Source organism: Microbulbifer sp. CnH-101-G (genome assembly GCF_052466775.1).
In genome coordinates this window covers 3,778,857-3,796,715 of sequence record NZ_CP174292.1, presented here as the reverse complement: position 1 = coordinate 3,796,715, position 17,859 = coordinate 3,778,857, and the positions used below count along the sequence as shown (strand labels likewise).

Here is a 17,859-nt window from a genome sequence, read left to right as displayed (position 1 = left end):
TTCATCAGTGCAGCACAAAGCTTAAAAGCAGGCAGGCAAGTGCTGCGCCCCATAGTAGATACAACTCCTGTTCCTGGCGCCAGCGAGGTAAAAGCAGCATGAGTGCCAAGGGAGGAATAAACAGAGCGAGGAACCCGGCTATAGTGCTGTCGTCAAAGCACACTTTCACTAATCGCAGCCAGGCAATGGCGGCAAAAGCCAGGGCAAATACTGTCAGAACCGCGCTAACTGGCATCATGCTATAACCCTTAGAGGCTATTGAAGGGAAAGAAAAGGCCCTGGCCAGATCACAATAAAATGACAATAGGAAAGGAAGTGTATAGCAGATTGCCTATCACGGGCCTGTCAAAAAAACGGCTTAGTTTACGCATATGGCTGCTCCTCATATCACTGTATTTGGCGGGCTGTGAAACCGTCGGTTATTACGCTCAAGCAGCTGCCGGCCAGTGGCGCATTTTATCTGGGCGTCAGCCGATTGAAAAAATCATTAATGAACCGGGTACCAGTGAGCAATTACAACAGCAGCTACAACTTGTATTGCAGATTCGGGCCTATGCAGCCGAAGTTTTGCAACTGCCGGTAGGTGATGCCTATAGCGCTTATGTACAGCTAGATGACACCTACCCAATTTGGAATGTCCTGGCAGCGCCGGAGTTTTCCCTTGAGCCTAAGCGCTGGTGTTATCCTATCGCCGGCTGCGCCAGCTACCGTGGTTATTTTCGCAAGTCTGCGGCAGAGGCAAAAGCGAATCAGCTGCGTGGACAGGGCTATGATGTATATCTGGGCGCGGTGCCCGCTTACAGCACCCTCGGTTGGTTTAACGACCCAATATTATCCAGTTTTGTTAATTGGCCTCAGGAACGCCTAGCCGGTCTTTTAATTCATGAGCTGGCCCATAGAAGGGTTTATATCTCCGGTGATACCCAGTTCAACGAGAGCTTTGCCACCGCCGTCTCAGAAATTGCCCTACCCGGCTGGCTCAGCAGTCAGGGCCTGGTCAGCTCCGCAGCTCAGGCCCGCGCAGAAACCATGTCTGTGCGTCAATTGATGGCTGCCACACGCAGCCAACTACAAACAGTCTATCAATCTTCACAACCAGATAGTTTAAAGCGCGAACAAAAAGCCCGGGTTTTATCCCGATTACGTCAATGCTATAGAAAGCTATCTGCAAACTGGCCCAATCCTACGCGCTATCAAAGCTATATAGAAAAAACCAACAATGCCACCCTGGCCCTGGCTGCTGAATATGAATCCCAAGTACCAGCCTTTAAGCAGCTTTATTTGGATAGTGGTAGCTGGGAGGCTTTTTATAATGCTGCGCAAAGGTTGGGGGATTTAAGTAAGGTTAATCGCGAAGAACGTTTACGCCAGTTGGGGGATGAATATCGCCGGTCAAACTCAGAGATAAAGCAAGGAGGGCTAGATGAAATGAGTTGCATTTTACGTGATTAATATAAAAATCTCGTAGACGCCCCTTTCTTGACAAAGGATTTTTATTAGGAATTTTTTCTAACCATAAGAAGGATCAAACCTGATCCTATCATTATCAGTAAGCCATGCTCAGATATATATTTGCATTTTGTGACAGTTGGTTAACGTAATTTCAAAACTTCATCTCTTAATTTTTCTGGCCTGGCTCTGCTTGTTTCTTTATAGTCCCGTCCATCAGAATTCCATCCATTAAGATTGAGTAGAGTGATGTACCCTAAATTCTTATCCAATTTTCTAATAATTGGTTGCTTATTACTTCTATCAGCTTGTAGCAGCGATGATAAAGACAAGAATAATGAGCTCCCCGAGAAAACGGTTAGCTTAACGATTGAAGGATATGTGGAAACTACTAGCTTTACCAATGCTGAGGTGAGGTTACAGGTAGCTGATACTGAATTCTATGGGGAGGTAGATACGTTAGGGAATTACTCTATCGATATAGAAATCCCTGAATCTCAGATTGATAGCTTTGTAAGAGCTGAAGCCATTTTTCCTGCCGAAAGTAGTATAAGATTTGTGAGTCTGCTTGGCTCTGTAAGAACTTTGCTAGAGAAATCTGGTGAAGACGGGGTTTTAGTGCAGGAGGAAAAGAATGAGGTAAATATTACCAGTATTTCTACAGCCTTTTCCGCGCATCTTAAAAGCATAAATGCAGGGGAGATAAAGACAGAGTCAGAGTTAACTTTATCCTTGAAGAGTCTTGATGCTTCCGTAGTTTTTGATATGGCTGCTTTCATTAGTTTATATAGTAGTAATGAAAGTTTAATGGAAGGTTCCGGTCTTTCTATCCCTAATGCTTATCGTGATATATATGAGTTGGCAGCCAATAAATCCGCAGTATCTATTTCTGTATATAACGCAAAAGAAAGGCTTGCTGATTTGTTCGATAAGGCACAGTCAAGTCTAATTGAGAGTATAAAATTATTTGGCTATTTATCTAATAGTGATTTGCAAATAGCAGATACCTATTATCTGCCATATTTGAAGATGAGGCTTACTCTACGACCAGATGGAACCGGTGAAATTGATGGAGAAGTTGATAATACTAGTTTTACATGGTCAAAAAATGATAATGGAATTACATTTAAAGATGCAGATTTGATAAGACACATTAGTTTTTTTGGACCCTACTCTGAAGAAAGTCATATCGTAATCAAAGATCTCGTATGGATGATAGACAGTGATGCTATTTTATCAGTTATTCTGCAAGTGGAAGAATATGATGTCAGTTCTGAGCCTATTAATTCTGATCTAGATATAAAGAGCAATATTTATGCAGAAACTGCGATTCGCTCCTCAAGCATAATAAAAGTTCCTGACTCAGTTAAGTTGGAACAAGAATATAGCATGCCGATACCAGTTATGCCTGGAGAAGTTATAAATCCTGTAGATGGAATTTCTCCCAGGCTTTCAGTTAGAGTTCTTGATATGAGCTTTAGCGGAGAGTTTGAAACTGGTGGGATGGTCAATATATCTATTCCTGGTGTGGAGGGAGATGGAAGAAAGACAAGCACTAATATGTCAGGGGTTTGGCGCTTGGAAGACGATAAAAAAATCATTATAGATACTTCTGCAGGAAGTAAATTCACTTATGTTTTTCTAGACTATATGTATAAGGGAAAAAATTTAACGTTTGTTCTAGAAGAGTCAGAGAAAGGACGGCTAATAGATTTTGATACTGTACTAGCTAAAGATCTGGATTCATGGAAAGAGAATACAGTAGAGGGTATTTATCAATTTAGCTCATACTTTGCTCAACCATTAGATTACGCTTGGTTTGAGGTGAATTTTGACGGCACAGTAAAAAGAATAACTATTTTTGATTGGGATTCTGATGGAGAGTTAGTTAGTGATGAACTTGATGTTTATTCGGGGCTTTGGAAGCTATCTGATGATGGGAATTTGATTATTAGATTTTACCGGAGAATGAATGGCGACAGCTGTATGCCTAGTGACTGGGATCCCCTATCTAATACAGATTGCTCACTTGTTAGTGAGCGAGAGTGGAACCTCTCTCAGGTATCAAAAGAGGAGCAGTTGTTCTGGATTAGAAAGGAGTTGAAATTTTTCTCAAATGAAAAACATGATGAAATTCCTGGTTTATCTGATTTAACGAATAATATATTTGGTGGTGGGCATATATATAACTCATTTATGTATAAAGTTAGTGAAAGGCCCATTGTTTTGCCTAGTGTACAAAAAAATTAATTTATTTGTTAGATTAAAAGGTATATTTGTACTTTATGATGATATGACCTATTAAGGGCGGCACAAATGTGCCGCTGTCTTTATGCGGCTGCCAAAGATTCAGCCTGTCAATATGTTCCCAGTAAAAATCATTTACATTTGGCATAATAATATATGTAGACTCATGTTGTTGCATTAATGATCGTAATAAAGACTCTAAAATATTAGCTGATTTAATACACATCATGCATTAGATTTTTGAATAAAAGAGTTAACAGGGATATTTTTAGTAGTCATATATGCACAATCAACTTTATTTATTGTAAAGATTAAAAAAACACCATGTAACTACTGGGCAGTGAGTGGCCATTTGATGATCGCCATGAAGGTTGAGCCAGAAGATGAGTTCCCAAAGGTTCTTCAGAGAATTTAGTAGGGAAGGAAACACCGTAACCACAGATACAAAGGGCTCACCAAGATCATCTATTTGCTACATGATTTGGGGTGCTTGTTGATTGAGGTTGCAATCAAATTTCTGGCTTTAGTACTAAGGCACTTACTTAATAGTCAGAACCTGACTTTTTAGTAGAAGTGAACTTTTTTAACGCAAGATTAATAGCTCTTTTTATCCGAAAAATTTATAGTTAGGGAAACTTTATGTAAATTTTTGTTAAGGAGAGATTTAATAAGATGTATCGACATGGACTTTTTAGGTCAATAGGAATTTGTGCTCTTAGCCTACTGGCCGCATGCAGCGGAGGCAGCGGAGGCAGCGGAGGCAGCGGAGGCAGCGGAGGCAGCGGAGGCAGCGGAGGCAGCGGAGGCAGCGGAGGCAGTGGAGGAACAACCGAAAATACTATTGGCCTCACAATTGAGGGGAAGATAGTAGATGGACCTGTATCCAGCGCAAAGATAGATTTCGCCATCGGCGATACTCAAGTCTCAACTGAATCTGATAGTAAGGGTAACTATTCAATTGATATTGAAGTGCCTGAAACACAAGCCGAAAGCATAGTGAAAGCCGTAGCTTACTCATCAGATAATAGGAGAGTCCAGTTTGCCACGGTGCTGGGGTCTCTAAGCTCATTAATTGAATATGCAGGTGAAGACGGCGTATTAGAAAAATCTGAACATCATTCAGTCAATATTAGTAGTCTTTCAACTTCAATTTCTGCACTTTTGGAAATAGAAGAGGATACTGAGGTAAGTACTCAGCTGGAATTACAGCAAGCACTAAAAAGAATTAATAGCGAAAGAGCTCTTGCCGTAGCAGCCTCACTTAAATTCCTTATAGAATACTCAGATAAGGGTATAGCTCTTCCTGCGGAAGTACAGGATACTTATCTATATGCGAAAGATTTCGAGCAATCTTCTAAGTATGTAAATCTGATGGAGACTCAGTTTACTGATTTATTTGAGGATATTAAGGCGGATATAGCTCTAGATTTAAACTTAGTTAATATATCTCCAAATAGTTTGCAATCTATCGCTGATACTTATTATATACAATACCCAGATATACAACTTACCTTAAATGAGGATGGGTCGGGTACATATATATACTCAAGTGGAATTATTGACCTAAGCTGGACTCAAGAAATTGATGGCATCAGACTAGAGGCCGCTCAAACCATAACTGATGGAGTCATAGAGAATATTGATGATAGGAATATTTGGGTAGATAGAAAAAGAGAGCTTAAACGATTATTGTGGGTGACAGATGACAAGAATCACAGCACTGTCGTATTCGAAACACTTGATACTTTAGGTTATCCTGATTCCGTTCAAGATAAATCAGAGGAAACAAAAGCTGGCTATATTTTAGGCTCGGCTGTACGCTCAGCAGGGGTGCTGGATCCTAAAGATGTATTACTGATTGGTCGTGAATATAGTTTTTCAATACCTGAAAAAGAAGGGGAAATTAGGGATCCAATCGAGGGTTTGTGGCAAGGTTCTACTGTTGGTTCAATAAAGCTAGGCTTGCTGGGTGACTTTGATAGTGGTGGACGTACCTCAATAATAATGCCTATTGTTTCAGGAAGTGGCGAGATAACTGAGAGCGATATTTCTGGAAGCTGGAGCGTAGATGATAATAACCGATTAGTTATTAATATCTCTGAAGATTTGTCCTATGTTTATGCACTTACCGATCATTCTAAGGATGAAATCCTATATGCGTCTGTAATGGAGAAATCTGCTAATAGAACGGTAGTGGGATCTAGAGGCTCAATTCTCCTTAAAGAAATATCCGGGTGGAATAAAGATGAAATAATAGGCAAGCATTATTTTGAGCCTAACTTTTTTGGGCCCTTAGATGAATATAGTGAAGAATATAAATCAGATGGTACAGTGGAAATTAGATCTTTAAGGGATAATGACAGTGATGGTGTTATAGAAGATGAAGAGCCATTTGTACAAATAGGACTTTGGAAGGTAGCAGATAATGGAAGGCTATTGATCCGAACTTATCGCAATGACTCTGAGTTTTGTGTTCCAGACTCTTGGGATACTCTAGATAATGCAGATTGTGCTTTATATCTTGAAAGAGACTGGGAACTATATCAGATTGATGGGGCAGGGCATTATTGGTTTAACTATCATCAAACCTTTTTTGCCGATAAATATAGAGATCAGTTGATTGATTTTTCTGATCCTGGTGGTCACTTACTTCGTGATGCTTGGTTTTTTCATTCTTATAGAAAATTTAATACTGAAAACTAAATTGATTAGGTAGTAGATCAGATTTTATGTTGATTGGGCATCGATTTTTTTTTAAATGCTAAGAAAATCGATGCCCTTTTTTGATGTTGAAGCATCTGAAGATTTTTAGTCTAAGTGATAGTTTTTCTTGTTTGTTAATTTCGAAGCCACATCCAACATCCGATTCGCAAACCCCCATTCATTATCAAACCAAATCAATATCTTCACTAATTTACCGCCGGCAACCCGTGTCTGGCTGGCATCAATAATTCCCGAGCGCGGGTCGTGATTAAAGTCGCAGGAGGCGAGGGGTTCTTCGGTGAAGCCAAGTACGCCTTTAAACTCTGTCGCGGCTGTGGATTTTAGTAAAGCGTTGATTTCACTTTGACTTACGTCTCTTTGTAATTGCACAGATAGATCAATTGCGGAGACATTGACCGTGGGTACGCGCATGGCCTGGGCTTCGAACTTTCCAAATAAGTGCGGCAATATGCGCTCGATGCCGCGGGCGAGTGCGGTGTCGACGGGAATAATTGAAGTAACGGCGGAGCGTGTTTTTCTTAAATCGGTGTGGTGATAGGCATCACTGACCGGCTGATCGTTCATGGCGGAGTGGATGGTGGTGAGCACGCCCGCTTCTATACCAAACGCCTTGTCGAGAGCTGCGATTACCGGCACGCTGCAATTGGTGGTGCAGGAGGCGGCAGAAATAATAGTTTCATTGCCGTTCAGGGTGTGATCGTTAACCCCATAAACAATGGTGGCATCCACATCGCGGCTGGCGGGCTGGGAGAATAAAACTTTCTTTGCCCCTGCGGCCAGGTGAAGTTCGGCGCAGCGTCGCTCTTTAAAACTCCCGGTGCATTCAAGCACGATATCGACATTCTCTTCGCGCCAATTTAGGTCTTCCAACCGCTCGAAATGTGTGACTGCGATGGAATCGCCATTAACCGTTAGCGTGTCATTTTCCACAGAGACATCACCGGCGAAGCGACCGTGTACCGAATCGTACTTGGTGAGGTGGCCGATAGTAGCGCAGTCTGCCAGCTCGTTGATGGCGACAATCTGTAGGGTATCGCGGGCGCCGGATTCATACAGAGCACGCAGAACGGAGCGGCCGATACGGCCATAGCCATTAATGGCGAGTCGGGTGGTCATAGCGGTTCATGCCGGGTAGGAATTGAAGGCGTAGCCGAGACGCCCCTCGCGATATTGTGTGCAAGGGGCGCCCGGCTAAAGTGCTGAACTTAGTTCAGCACTTTCTCGACGGTTTCCACCACATTTTCCACGGTGAAACCGAAGTGGCGCATCAGCTCGCCGCCGGGGGCGGACTCACCGAAGCTGCTCATACCAATAATGGCGCCGTCAAAGCCGACGAACTTATACCAGTAATCCTGGTGACTGGCCTCTACGGCCACGCGTGCGCGCACGGCGGAGGGCAGTACCGATTCTCGGTAGGACTCGTCCTGCTCCATAAAGGCTTCGGCGCAGGGCATGGAAACCACACGTACCTTCTTGCCCGCGAGCTTCTCTTGGGCGGCCATGGCCAGTTCCACCTCGGAGCCGGTGGCGATAATGATCGCTTCCGGGGTACCGTCACAGTCGGACAGTACATAACCGCCCTTCTCTACTTGGGCCAGCTGTGCGGCATTGCGCGGTTGCGGCGCCAGGCCCTGACGGCTGAACACCAGGGTGCTGGGGCCATTTTTACGTGCGATAGCCATTTTCCAGCTCACTGCGGATTCGGTGGCATCGCAAGGGCGCCAGGTGTGCAGATTGGGGGTAGAACGTAAAGCGCTCAGCTGCTCAACCGGCTGGTGGGTTGGGCCGTCTTCACCGAGGCCGATGGAGTCGTGGGTGTAGACAAAGATCACGCGCTGCTTCATCAGTGCGGCCATGCGCACGGCGTTGCGAGCGTATTCCATAAACATCAGGAAAGTGGCGCCGTAGGGGACGAAGCCGCCGTGCAGGGCGATGCCGTTCATCATGGCGCTCATGCCGAACTCACGCACGCCGTAGTAGACGTAGTTGCCGGAGGCATCTTCTGCACTGACGCCCTTGGAGCCGGACCAGATGGTGAGGTTGGAGCCGGCCAGGTCGGCGGAACCACCGAGGAATTCCGGCAGCAGCGGACCGTAGGCGTTCAATGCATTTTGGCTCGCCTTACGCGAGGCGATTTTCTGCGCATCATCTTGGCACTGTTGGATGTAGTCATCGGCTTTTGCGAGGAAGTCTGCGGGCAGTTCGCCACTCATACGGCGTTCGAACTCGGCGGCCAGCTCGGGGAACTCTTCGCGGTAGTCGGCAAAAATGTCTTTCCATTCGTCTTCTTGCGCCTCACCTTTGGGTTTGGCGTCCCACTCAGCGTAGATCTCCGCGGGGATTTCGAAGGGGGCGTGCGCCCAGCCGAGGGTTTCGCGGACTAGGGCAATTTCGTCATCACCCAGAGGTGCGCCGTGACATTCCTCGCGACCCTGTTTGTTGGGTGAGCCGAAGCCGATCACGGTTTTGCAGCAGATAATGGTGGGCTTGTCGCTGTTGGCGCGGGCCTCTTCGATGGCGGCTTTAATAGCGGTGGCGTCGTGGCCATCCACATTAGGGATTACGTGCCAGCCATAGGATTCGAAGCGCTTGGGCGTATCGTCGGTAAACCAGCCTTCCACTTCTCCGTCGATGGAGATGCCGTTGTCATCGTAGAAAGCGATCAGTTTGCCCAGGCCCAGGGTGCCGGCTAGGGAACAGGCCTCGTGGGAAACACCTTCCATCAAACAGCCGTCACCCATAAATACATAGGTGTGGTGGTCGACCAGCTCGTAACCCGGGCGGTTGAACTGTGCGGCTAGTACTTTTTCGGCCAATGCCATACCGACAGCATTGGTAATACCCTGGCCGAGAGGGCCGGTAGTGGTTTCAACGCCCGGCGCGTAACCGTACTCCGGGTGGCCCGGAGTCTTGGAGTGCATCTGGCGGAAATTCTTCAGCTCTTCGATCGGCAGGTCGTAGCCGGACAGGTGCAGCAGTGAGTACAGCAGCATGGAGCCGTGGCCGTTGGAAAGCACAAAGCGGTCGCGGTCGGCCCACTCGGGGTTGGCCGGGTTGTGCTTCAGGTAGTCATTCCACAGCACTTCGGCGATATCCGCCATACCCATAGGCGCACCGGGGTGGCCGCTGTTGGCTTTCTGGACGGCGTCCATAGACAGGGCGCGGATAGCGTTGGCCTTGTCTGTGCGAGAGGGAGTAGAAGACATAGGAAGAACTCTCTGATTTTCGGATGGCCGCGGGGCGCTCTACAGGCTTTTCCCACAGCGACAAAATGGGGGCGTATTTTCCCGTAAAGGCGTGCCTCACGCAAAGGCTTGCGGGGGAAATTGCTATTAAGTGAAGCAACAATTGCCCAGGTTTATGTGCAGATGGTGGCCACAAGCAGCTACATCAAAATAATTTTATAAAGCTATATCAAAGTTCTTTGATATAGGGTGGTGTGCCTGATAGACTCGTCCGCATGTCTGAAATCCAGCCCATTTCTCAATCCGGCACCAGCGCGGAAATTCCCCAACTTGCGGCGACCCTAAAAGCGGCGGGCGATCCCCTGCGCCTGGAGATATTGCGTCTGCTCAGCCAGGACTCCTACAGCGTGCTGGAACTCTGTCGAATTTTTGATCTGCGCCAACCGGCCCTGAGTCACCACCTCAAGGTGCTTGCCCAAGCGGGGTTGGTGAGCAAGCGCCGCGAGGGCAACAACCTCTTTTACCGGCGCACAAGCAGTTCAGCGCTGCTCGCTCAGCTGTTCGCCAACCTGGACCAGTTGCCGTTATCAGACGCGCGGGCTCAATCGGTGGCGCGTATCTCGGAGGAGCGCGCCGAAGCCTCGCGTCGCTTCTTTGCGGACTACGGCAATCGCTTTCGGGAGCAGCAGGAGTTGATCGCCAGTTACAGCGTGTATGGCCCGCAGGTGGCACAGCTGCTCAACTCTGGCCGCCATGCCCTGGAGGTGGGGCCCGGCGAGGGGGAGTTCCTACAGGAGTTGTCCCTGCGCTTTGCCACAGTCACTGCGCTGGATCTGTCCTCGGCTATGTTGGAGCGCGCCCAGGCATTTGCCGATGAGCAGGGCCTGGCCAATATCGAATTTGTCTGTGGTGATACCCGTGCGGCTGCTGCGCGGCCGGCCAGCGCCGACAGCATTGTGGTTAATATGGTGCTGCACCACACCCCTGATCCCGCGCAGATTTTCCAGGACTTACAAGGCGCCCTGAAAAGCGGTGGCCAGTTACTGGTGGCAGAGCTACAGGAGCACGGTCAGGACTGGGCGCGGGAAGCTTGTGGCGATCTATGGCTGGGATTTGCCCCCGAACAGCTGAGCCAGTGGGCGCAAGCTGCCGGTTTAAGTGATGGCCGCAGTGTTTACAGTGCGCTGCGCAATGGTTTTCAGATCCAGATCAGAGAATTTGTAAAACCCTGACGACTGCAGTCGATCGTCAGGCCCAGAATTTTGCTAACCGCCCGCGGCGGAACACATGGAGACTCTCACATGAGTGAATACAAACTGTTTACCTCGGAATCCGTGTCTGAAGGGCACCCGGATAAAATCGCCGACCAGATTTCCGACGCGGTATTGGATGCGCTGTTGGCTCGTGACAAGCAGGCGCGCGTTGCCTGTGAAACTCTGGTAAAGACCGGTATCGCGGTTATTGCCGGGGAAATCTCCACCTCCGCCTGGGTCGACCTGGAGGAACTGGTGCGCAAGGTGATTACCGATATCGGCTACACCTCCTCCGACGTGGGTTACGACGGAGAAACCTGTGGTGTGATCAACGTTATCGGCAAACAATCCCTGGATATTGCCCAGGGTGTCGATCGCGCCAAGCCGGAAGACCAGGGTGCCGGCGACCAGGGCCTGATGTTTGGTTACGCGACTAATGAAACGCCGACTTTTATGCCGGCGCCCATCTATTATTCCCACCGCTTGGTGGAGCGTCAGGCTGAGGCGCGTAAGTCCGGCCTGCTGCCCTGGTTGCGCCCCGATGCCAAGAGCCAGCTCACTTTCCGCTACGACGAGCAGGGCCGCCCCTGCGCTATCGATGCGGTGGTACTCTCCACCCAGCACAATCCCGATGTGAGCCAGGCGGATCTGCGCGATGCGGTGATGGAGTTGATCGTACATCACACCCTGCCGGCCGAATGGCTACACAAGGACACCAAATTCCATATTAACCCCACCGGTAACTTTGTGATTGGCGGTCCCGTCGGTGACTGTGGCCTGACCGGGCGCAAAATTATTGTGGATACCTACGGCGGTTCCGCGCGTCATGGTGGCGGTGCCTTCTCCGGTAAGGACCCGTCCAAAGTGGACCGTTCCGCGGCCTATGCCGGTCGCTATGTGGCCAAGAATATTGTCGCCGCAGGCCTGGCCAAGCGCTGTGAAATCCAGGTGTCCTATGCCATCGGCGTTGCCGAGCCCACCTCGGTTGCCATCAATACCTTTGGTACAGGCGTGGTTTCCGAAGAGAAACTGGTGGAGCTGGTGCGCGAGAATTTCGATCTGCGCCCCTATGCCATTTCAAAATCCCTCGATCTGCTGCACCCCATGTATCAGCTGACTGCAGCCTACGGCCACTTTGGCCGCGATCCCTTTACCCACACCTATAACTGGGTGGATGGCAACGGCCAAGCGCGCAGTGAAACTTTCACCGCCTTCCCCTGGGAGAAGACTGACAAGGTCGATGCCCTGCGTGCCCAGGCGGGTCTGTAATTCCCTTGTTAATTGCGGCTTCGAACTGGGGCCGTTGTGAGGAGGCGTTACGACGTCTCTTAGTGTAAGAAGAATGTGATTGGAACTGAAAAAGAATGAATCAAATGAGCACTGAATTTAAAGATTTTAAGATCGCGGATATCTCTCTGGCCGATTGGGGCCGTCGTGAAATTGAGATTGCCGAAGGTGAAATGCCGGCACTGATGACCCTGCGGGAGAAATACCGTGCGCAGCAGCCCCTCGCTGGCGCGCATATTATGGGCTGTATCCACATGACCATTCAGACCGCGGTGCTGATTGAAACCCTGGTCGCCCTGGGCGCGGAAGTGCGCTGGTCTTCCTGCAATATTTTTTCTACTCAGGATCACGCCGCTGCAGCTATCGCCGCCAGCGGTATTCCTGTGTTTGCCTGGAAAGGTGAAACCGAGGAAGAGTACGAGTGGTGTCTGGAGCGCACCGTGGGTGCCGATGTTGCCGGCTGGCGCCCGAATATGATTCTGGACGACGGTGGCGACCTGACCGAGCTTTTGCACCGCAAATACCCCGGTATTCTGAATAACTGCCACGGTATCAGCGAAGAAACCACTACTGGTGTACACCGCCTGCAGGAAATGCTGCGCGATGGCACCCTCAAGGTTCCGGCGATCAACGTCAACGACGCCGTAACCAAGAGCAAGAATGACAACAAATACGGCTGTCGTCACAGCCTGAACGATGCCATTAAGCGCGCCACCGACCACCTGCTTGCGGGTAAGAAAGCGTTGGTTATCGGTTACGGTGACGTGGGTAAAGGTTCCGCTGCTTCCCTGCGCCAGGAAGGTATGATCGTCAAGGTATCCGAGGTGGACCCCATCTGTGCCATGCAGGCCTGTATGGATGGTTTCGAGCTGGTTTCTCCCTATATTGACGGTATTAACACCGGCACCGCCGAAGGCATCAATAAAGCGCTGCTGGCCAATACCGACCTGATTGTCACCACTACCGGCAATGCCAATGTCTGCGACAAGCATATGCTAGCGGCACTGAAGAGCGGCGCTGTAGTTTCCAATATCGGTCACTTCGATAATGAAATCGATACCGCCTTTATGCGTGAGAACTGGGAGTGGCAGGAAGTGAAGCCCCAGGTGCATAAGATAGTGCGCAATAGCGAAACCAATGATCACCTGCTGTTGTTGTCCGAAGGCCGTTTGGTAAACCTGGGCAACGCCACTGGTCACCCCAGCCGTATTATGGACGGTTCATTTGCCAACCAGGTTCTCGCGCAAATTCACCTGTTTGAAGAAAAGTTTGCCGACCTGCCCTCCGACCAAAAAGTGTCTGCACTTTACGTCAAGGTACTTCCCAAGCACCTCGACGAGGAAGTGGCGCGCTACATGGTGGAAGGTTTCGATGGGGTAATTACCCGTATGACCGAGGAGCAGGCCAAATACATCGGTGTTTCTGTCGACGGTCCGTTCAAGCCTGAAAGTTATAAATACTAATACCCTCATAGAAGGTGCTGGCTGTGCCGGCACCTGAATTTCGGAGGGCCTGGAAAATATAATGAAAAATCCCATTCGCATCAGTTTCGAATTTTTCCCACCCAAAACCCCCGAAGGCCGCGCCAAGCTGTATAAAACCCGCGAGGCTTTACAGGCGTTTAATCCCGAATTTTTCTCCGTCACCTATGGCGCCGGCGGTACCACCCGCGAAACTACCGCCAATATTGTTACCAATATGCGCAAAGATGGTATTTCCATTGCGCCGCACCTGTCATTTGGTGGTGACAACGAAGAAACCATTCTCGGATTGTTAAATACTTATAAAGAGGCCGACGTCAATCGGATCGTCGCCCTGCGTGGAGATATGCCCTCTGGGATGGGTGCGGTGGCGCAACTGGTCTATGCGAATGAGTTGGTGGCCTTTATTCGCCGCCATACCGGCGATCACTTCCATCTGGAAGTCGCCGCCTATCCGGAAATTCATCCGGAATCCAACAGTTATGACGATGATATACGCTATCTAAAAGGGAAGTTTGAGGCGGGAGCGAATAGCGCCCTGACCCAATACTTCTATAACCCGGATTCATATTTTTACTTCATAGATCAGTGTGAGAAAGCCGGTATTGATGCACCGATCTATCCGGGGATTATGCCAATTATTAACTTCGATAATTTAGTGCGTTTTTCGCGTAACTGCGGCGCAGAGATTCCGCGCTGGCTGAAAAAACGTATGGAAAGTTATCGTGACCCGGATGATATCCGTAAGCTGGGTCTCGAAGTAGTTACCGACCTGTGTGAAACCTTATTGGAGGGGGGCGCACCGGGATTGCATTTTTATACGATGAATCAGATTGGTGCCTCAGAGAGTATTTTAAAGGACCTGGGCCTTGAGGCTCGCTAGTCCTCCTTGATATTTTATAGTGCCACCGGGTGTGGGCATTAGTATTTAGCAGGTTGTAAGAGTTAAATAATGCGTAAATATTGCCCACCAACCGAGCCTTTTTTATCGGTTATTTATCAGGATTCCTCCCTTCTAATTTTAAATAAACCCAGTGGTCTCCTCAGTGTGCCAGGTAGAGACCCGGCCCATAAAGATAGTCTGGCAAGCAGGGTACAAAAAAACTACCCGGAAGCATTAATAGTGCACCGCCTGGATATGGATACTTCGGGCCTAATGGTAATGGCGCGGAGTCCTGAAGTTCACCGCAAACTCAGCACACTCTTTCAAAATCGCAAGGTCGATAAAACCTATCTTGCTAGAGTGTGGGGGGTACCCACTGCAGACTCAGGTGAGGTGAATCTGCCTCTGATTTGTGACTGGCCAAACAGGCCAAAACAAAAAGTAGATCATGAGGTGGGTAAGCCCTCTCTCACGCGTTGGGAAAAAATATCTAGTACAGCAGACAGCAGCTTACTGCGCCTCTTGCCGGTTACAGGCCGTTCGCATCAGCTGCGGGTGCATATGCAGGCGATGGGACACCCGATATTGGGTGATCCATTCTATGCACACTCAGAAGCCTTAGCTGCGGCCCCGAGATTATTATTGCATGCGAGTGCTCTGGAATTTTTGCATCCAGAGACGCAAGAGCGCCTGAGCGTTACCAGTGAATTGCCAGAGGCATTCTCAGCTGAATAATCGTTAATGCTAGCTTTACAGCCGGCTTTGATTTTTCATTAAACAAAAAAGGGCGATCTGGTGATCGCCCTTTTTTGTTGGTCCGCAGTATTATTTTTTATTCTTCATCGCCGCCATTAAAATGTCACCCATGCTGCCACGGCTATTCCCTTGGCCGCCCTTTTGCTGCCGATTGCCCTGCTGCTTGTTATAGCGCTGGGCCTGGCGGTTTTCACGCTGGTCGCCTTTGTTGATACCGCCGCTGCCCTGCTCGCCGGGCTCGTCGGAGAGGCGCATGGAAAGACCGATGCGCTTGCGTGTGACATCCACTTCCATCACTTTCACTTTGACGATATCGCCGGCTTTAACCACCTCGTGGGGATCTTTGACGAATTTTTCTGAAAGCGCGGAGATATGGACCAGACCGTCCTGGTGTACGCCGATATCTACAAACGCACCGAAGTTGGTGACGTTGGTAACCGTGCCTTCCAACACCATGGCGGGGCGCAGGTCTTTGATTTCCTCGACACCCTCTTCGAAGCGTGCAGTGCGGAATTCCGGGCGTGGATCGCGGCCGGGTTTTTCCAGCTCGGCGATGATATCGGTGACGGTGGGCACACCGAATTTCTCATCGGTGTAATCCGCAGGATTGAGGCGGCGCAGGAAGGCGGAGTCGCCGATCAGGCTGTTGATCTCGCGGCCGTTTTTCTCGGCGATGCGTTTCACCACGATATAGGATTCGGGGTGTACGCCGGATTTATCCAGCGGGTTTTCGCCGTTATTAATACGCAGGAAGCCGGCGGCCTGCTCAAAGGCTTTGGGCCCCAGGCGCGGTACTTCCAGCAGCTGTTTGCGGTTTTTAAAGGCGCCGTTTTGATCGCGGTAGGTGACGATATTGCTGGCGATGGAGGCGGTCAGACCGGAAACTTTGGCCAACAGCGGCGCCGAGGCGGAATTCAATTCGGCACCAACACCATTTACACAGTCTTCCACCACGGCGTCGAGAGAGCGTGCCAGCTGAGTCTGTGAAACGTCATGCTGGTACTGGCCAACGCCAATGGATTTGGGTTCGATCTTCACCAGTTCAGCCAGCGGATCTTGCAGGCGACGGGCGATAGAGATGGCTCCGCGGATGGTGACATCCAGATCGGGGAATTCCCGCGCGGCAAATTCGGAGGCGGAGTACACAGAGGCTCCGGCCTCGTTCACCACCACTTTTTGTGCGCTGAGCTTATATTGTTTGATAGTTTCGCCGACAAATTTATCGGTCTCGCGACTGGCTGTGCCGTTGCCGATGGCGATCAAGCCGACATTGTATTTATTGCACAGGGCGGCAATAACCGCGGCGGATTCCTGATGACGGTTTTGCGGCGGGTTGGGGAAGATGGCGGTGTGGTCCAGTATCTTGCCGGTGGCATCCACTACCGCAACTTTCACACCGGTGCGCAGGCCCGGGTCCAGGCCGATAGTGGCCTTGTGTCCGGCAGGTGCGGCCAATAGTAGATCTTTGAGGTTGCGAGAGAAGACCTTGATGGCTTCCTCTTCCGCTTTCTCGCGCAGTTCACCCAATAGGTCAGTTTCCAGCGCGGTAAGCAGTTTGATACGCCAGGTCCAGCGCACTACTTCGCCGAGCCATTTGTCCGCCGGGCGGCCTTCGTCGGTAATATCAAAATGCCTGGCGATCATGGTCTCGCAGGGGTGGCCGGCGGTGGCTGGAGTGCCTTCTTCTTCGGGCAATCCAACGCTGATGGCGAGGATGCCTTCGTTGCGGCCGCGGAAAATTGCCAGGGCGCGGTGGGATGGCACCTTGGACCAGTCCTCGGCGTATTCGAAATAGTCGCGGAATTTGGCTCCCTCTTCCTCTTTACCGTCGAGCAGCTTGGATTTGACCTGGCCATCGCGCTTGAGGAAATCTCGTAGTTTGCCCAGCAGCTCTGCATCTTCGGCGAAGCGCTCCATCAGGATAAATTTGGCTCCGTCGAGGGCGGCCTTGATGTCTTTTACCTGTAATGAGGCGTCTTCGTGATCGGTGTTGAGGTATTGCTGTGCTTCTGCGGCGGGATCTAAGGATGGGTTGTTAATCAGGGCGTCGGCGAGGGGTTCGAGCCCCGCTTCGATAGCGATTTGCCCTTTGGTGCGACGTTTGGGTTTGTAGGGCAGGTAAAGGTCTTCGAGGCGGTTTTTGGTGTCAGCGCCATTGATTTGTTGCGCCAATTCCGCGGTGAGTTTGCCCTGCTCATCAATACTCTTGAGGATGGCTGCGCGGCGCTCTTCCAGCTCACGCAGGTAGCGCAGGCGCTCCTCCAGGGTACGTAATTGGGTGTCGTCCAGGGCCCCCGTGACTTCTTTCCGGTAGCGGGCAATAAAAGGCACCGTGGAGCCTTCATCCAACAGTGATACTGCGGCGGTAACCTGTTGGGGACGTACGTTGAGTTCTTCGGCGATGCGAGCGTTGATATCCAGCATGTGATGTCTATATCCGTTTTCCGGGGGTTCGTACCTTAAGGAGCGGCGTTTGACCGGGAAATAGCCCTTCGGTTTCCTTGGCTTTGCGCGGCCCGCTGTCTCTCCTGCAACGGTAAATTGGGGCGGGCATTATGCGTTACCCGAGCCCGGCGAGGAAGGTTTGCGATAAG

The 17,859-nt window shown here is 49.8% G+C and carries 12 protein-coding genes; 8 read left to right on the top strand and 4 right to left on the bottom strand.

What is annotated here, in order from left to right; all coding sequences use genetic code 11:
* Positions 1–4: 4 nt before the first annotated feature.
* The gene (locus tag ACJJID_RS16800; protein ID WP_152455765.1) at positions 5–238 is read right to left on the bottom strand and encodes a hypothetical protein; all 234 of its coding nucleotides are present in this window, start codon (positions 236–238) and stop codon (positions 5–7) included.
* Positions 239–315: 77 nt separating this feature from the next.
* Here ACJJID_RS16800 and ACJJID_RS16795 point away from each other — a divergent pair, with 77 nt between their 5' ends.
* The 3 genes from ACJJID_RS16795 to ACJJID_RS16785 all read left to right on the top strand — a co-directional run bounded on the left by ACJJID_RS16795 (position 316) and on the right by ACJJID_RS16785 (position 6,399).
* Entirely contained in the window at positions 316–1,452 is a 1,137-nt protein-coding gene (locus ACJJID_RS16795; protein WP_444920466.1) for an aminopeptidase, read from the top strand.
* Positions 1,453–1,695: 243 nt separating this feature from the next.
* Complete coding sequence (locus ACJJID_RS16790) at positions 1,696–3,699, top strand: hypothetical protein (RefSeq protein ID WP_444920465.1); 2,004 nt, start codon at positions 1,696–1,698, stop codon at positions 3,697–3,699.
* 669 nt (positions 3,700–4,368) lie between these two features.
* A complete protein-coding gene (locus tag ACJJID_RS16785) occupies positions 4,369–6,399 on the top strand; it encodes a hypothetical protein (RefSeq protein WP_444920464.1) in 2,031 nt (676 codons plus the stop codon).
* A 105-nt stretch (positions 6,400–6,504) separates the two neighbouring features.
* Here the strand turns inward: ACJJID_RS16785 and gap are convergent, their stop codons facing one another.
* Positions 6,505–7,536, bottom strand: a complete 1,032-nt coding sequence (gene gap, locus ACJJID_RS16780) for a type I glyceraldehyde-3-phosphate dehydrogenase (protein WP_444920463.1) — start codon at positions 7,534–7,536, stop codon at positions 6,505–6,507.
* An 89-nt stretch (positions 7,537–7,625) separates the two neighbouring features.
* Positions 7,626–9,626 (bottom strand): transketolase, encoded by a 2,001-nt coding sequence (gene tkt, locus ACJJID_RS16775; RefSeq protein ID WP_444920462.1) that lies wholly within the window; start codon positions 9,624–9,626, stop codon positions 7,626–7,628.
* Positions 9,627–9,880: 254 nt separating this feature from the next.
* Between tkt and ACJJID_RS16770 the strand changes: the two genes are divergently transcribed.
* From ACJJID_RS16770 to ACJJID_RS16750, 5 genes are all read left to right on the top strand, one after another.
* Complete coding sequence (locus ACJJID_RS16770; RefSeq protein ID WP_444920461.1) at positions 9,881–10,837, top strand: metalloregulator ArsR/SmtB family transcription factor; 957 nt, start codon at positions 9,881–9,883, stop codon at positions 10,835–10,837.
* A gap of 69 nt (positions 10,838–10,906) precedes the next feature.
* Positions 10,907–12,127, top strand: coding sequence for a methionine adenosyltransferase (gene metK, locus ACJJID_RS16765; RefSeq protein ID WP_444920460.1), 1,221 nt, complete (start codon positions 10,907–10,909; stop codon positions 12,125–12,127).
* Between the two features lie 95 nt (positions 12,128–12,222).
* Positions 12,223–13,608 carry an adenosylhomocysteinase gene (gene ahcY / locus ACJJID_RS16760; RefSeq protein WP_152455748.1) on the top strand — a complete coding sequence of 462 codons (1,386 nt, stop codon included), beginning with the start codon at positions 12,223–12,225 and terminating at the stop codon, positions 13,606–13,608.
* A gap of 61 nt (positions 13,609–13,669) precedes the next feature.
* A complete protein-coding gene (gene metF, locus ACJJID_RS16755) occupies positions 13,670–14,509 on the top strand; it encodes a methylenetetrahydrofolate reductase [NAD(P)H] (protein ID WP_444920459.1) in 840 nt (279 codons plus the stop codon).
* 69 nt (positions 14,510–14,578) lie between these two features.
* The gene (locus ACJJID_RS16750; RefSeq protein WP_444920458.1) at positions 14,579–15,244 is read left to right on the top strand and encodes an RluA family pseudouridine synthase; all 666 of its coding nucleotides are present in this window, start codon (positions 14,579–14,581) and stop codon (positions 15,242–15,244) included.
* A gap of 90 nt (positions 15,245–15,334) precedes the next feature.
* Here ACJJID_RS16750 and ACJJID_RS16745 read toward each other — a convergent pair whose 3' ends face one another.
* Complete coding sequence (locus tag ACJJID_RS16745; RefSeq protein WP_444920457.1) at positions 15,335–17,689, bottom strand: Tex family protein; 2,355 nt, start codon at positions 17,687–17,689, stop codon at positions 15,335–15,337.
* Positions 17,690–17,859: the final 170 nt, after the last annotated feature.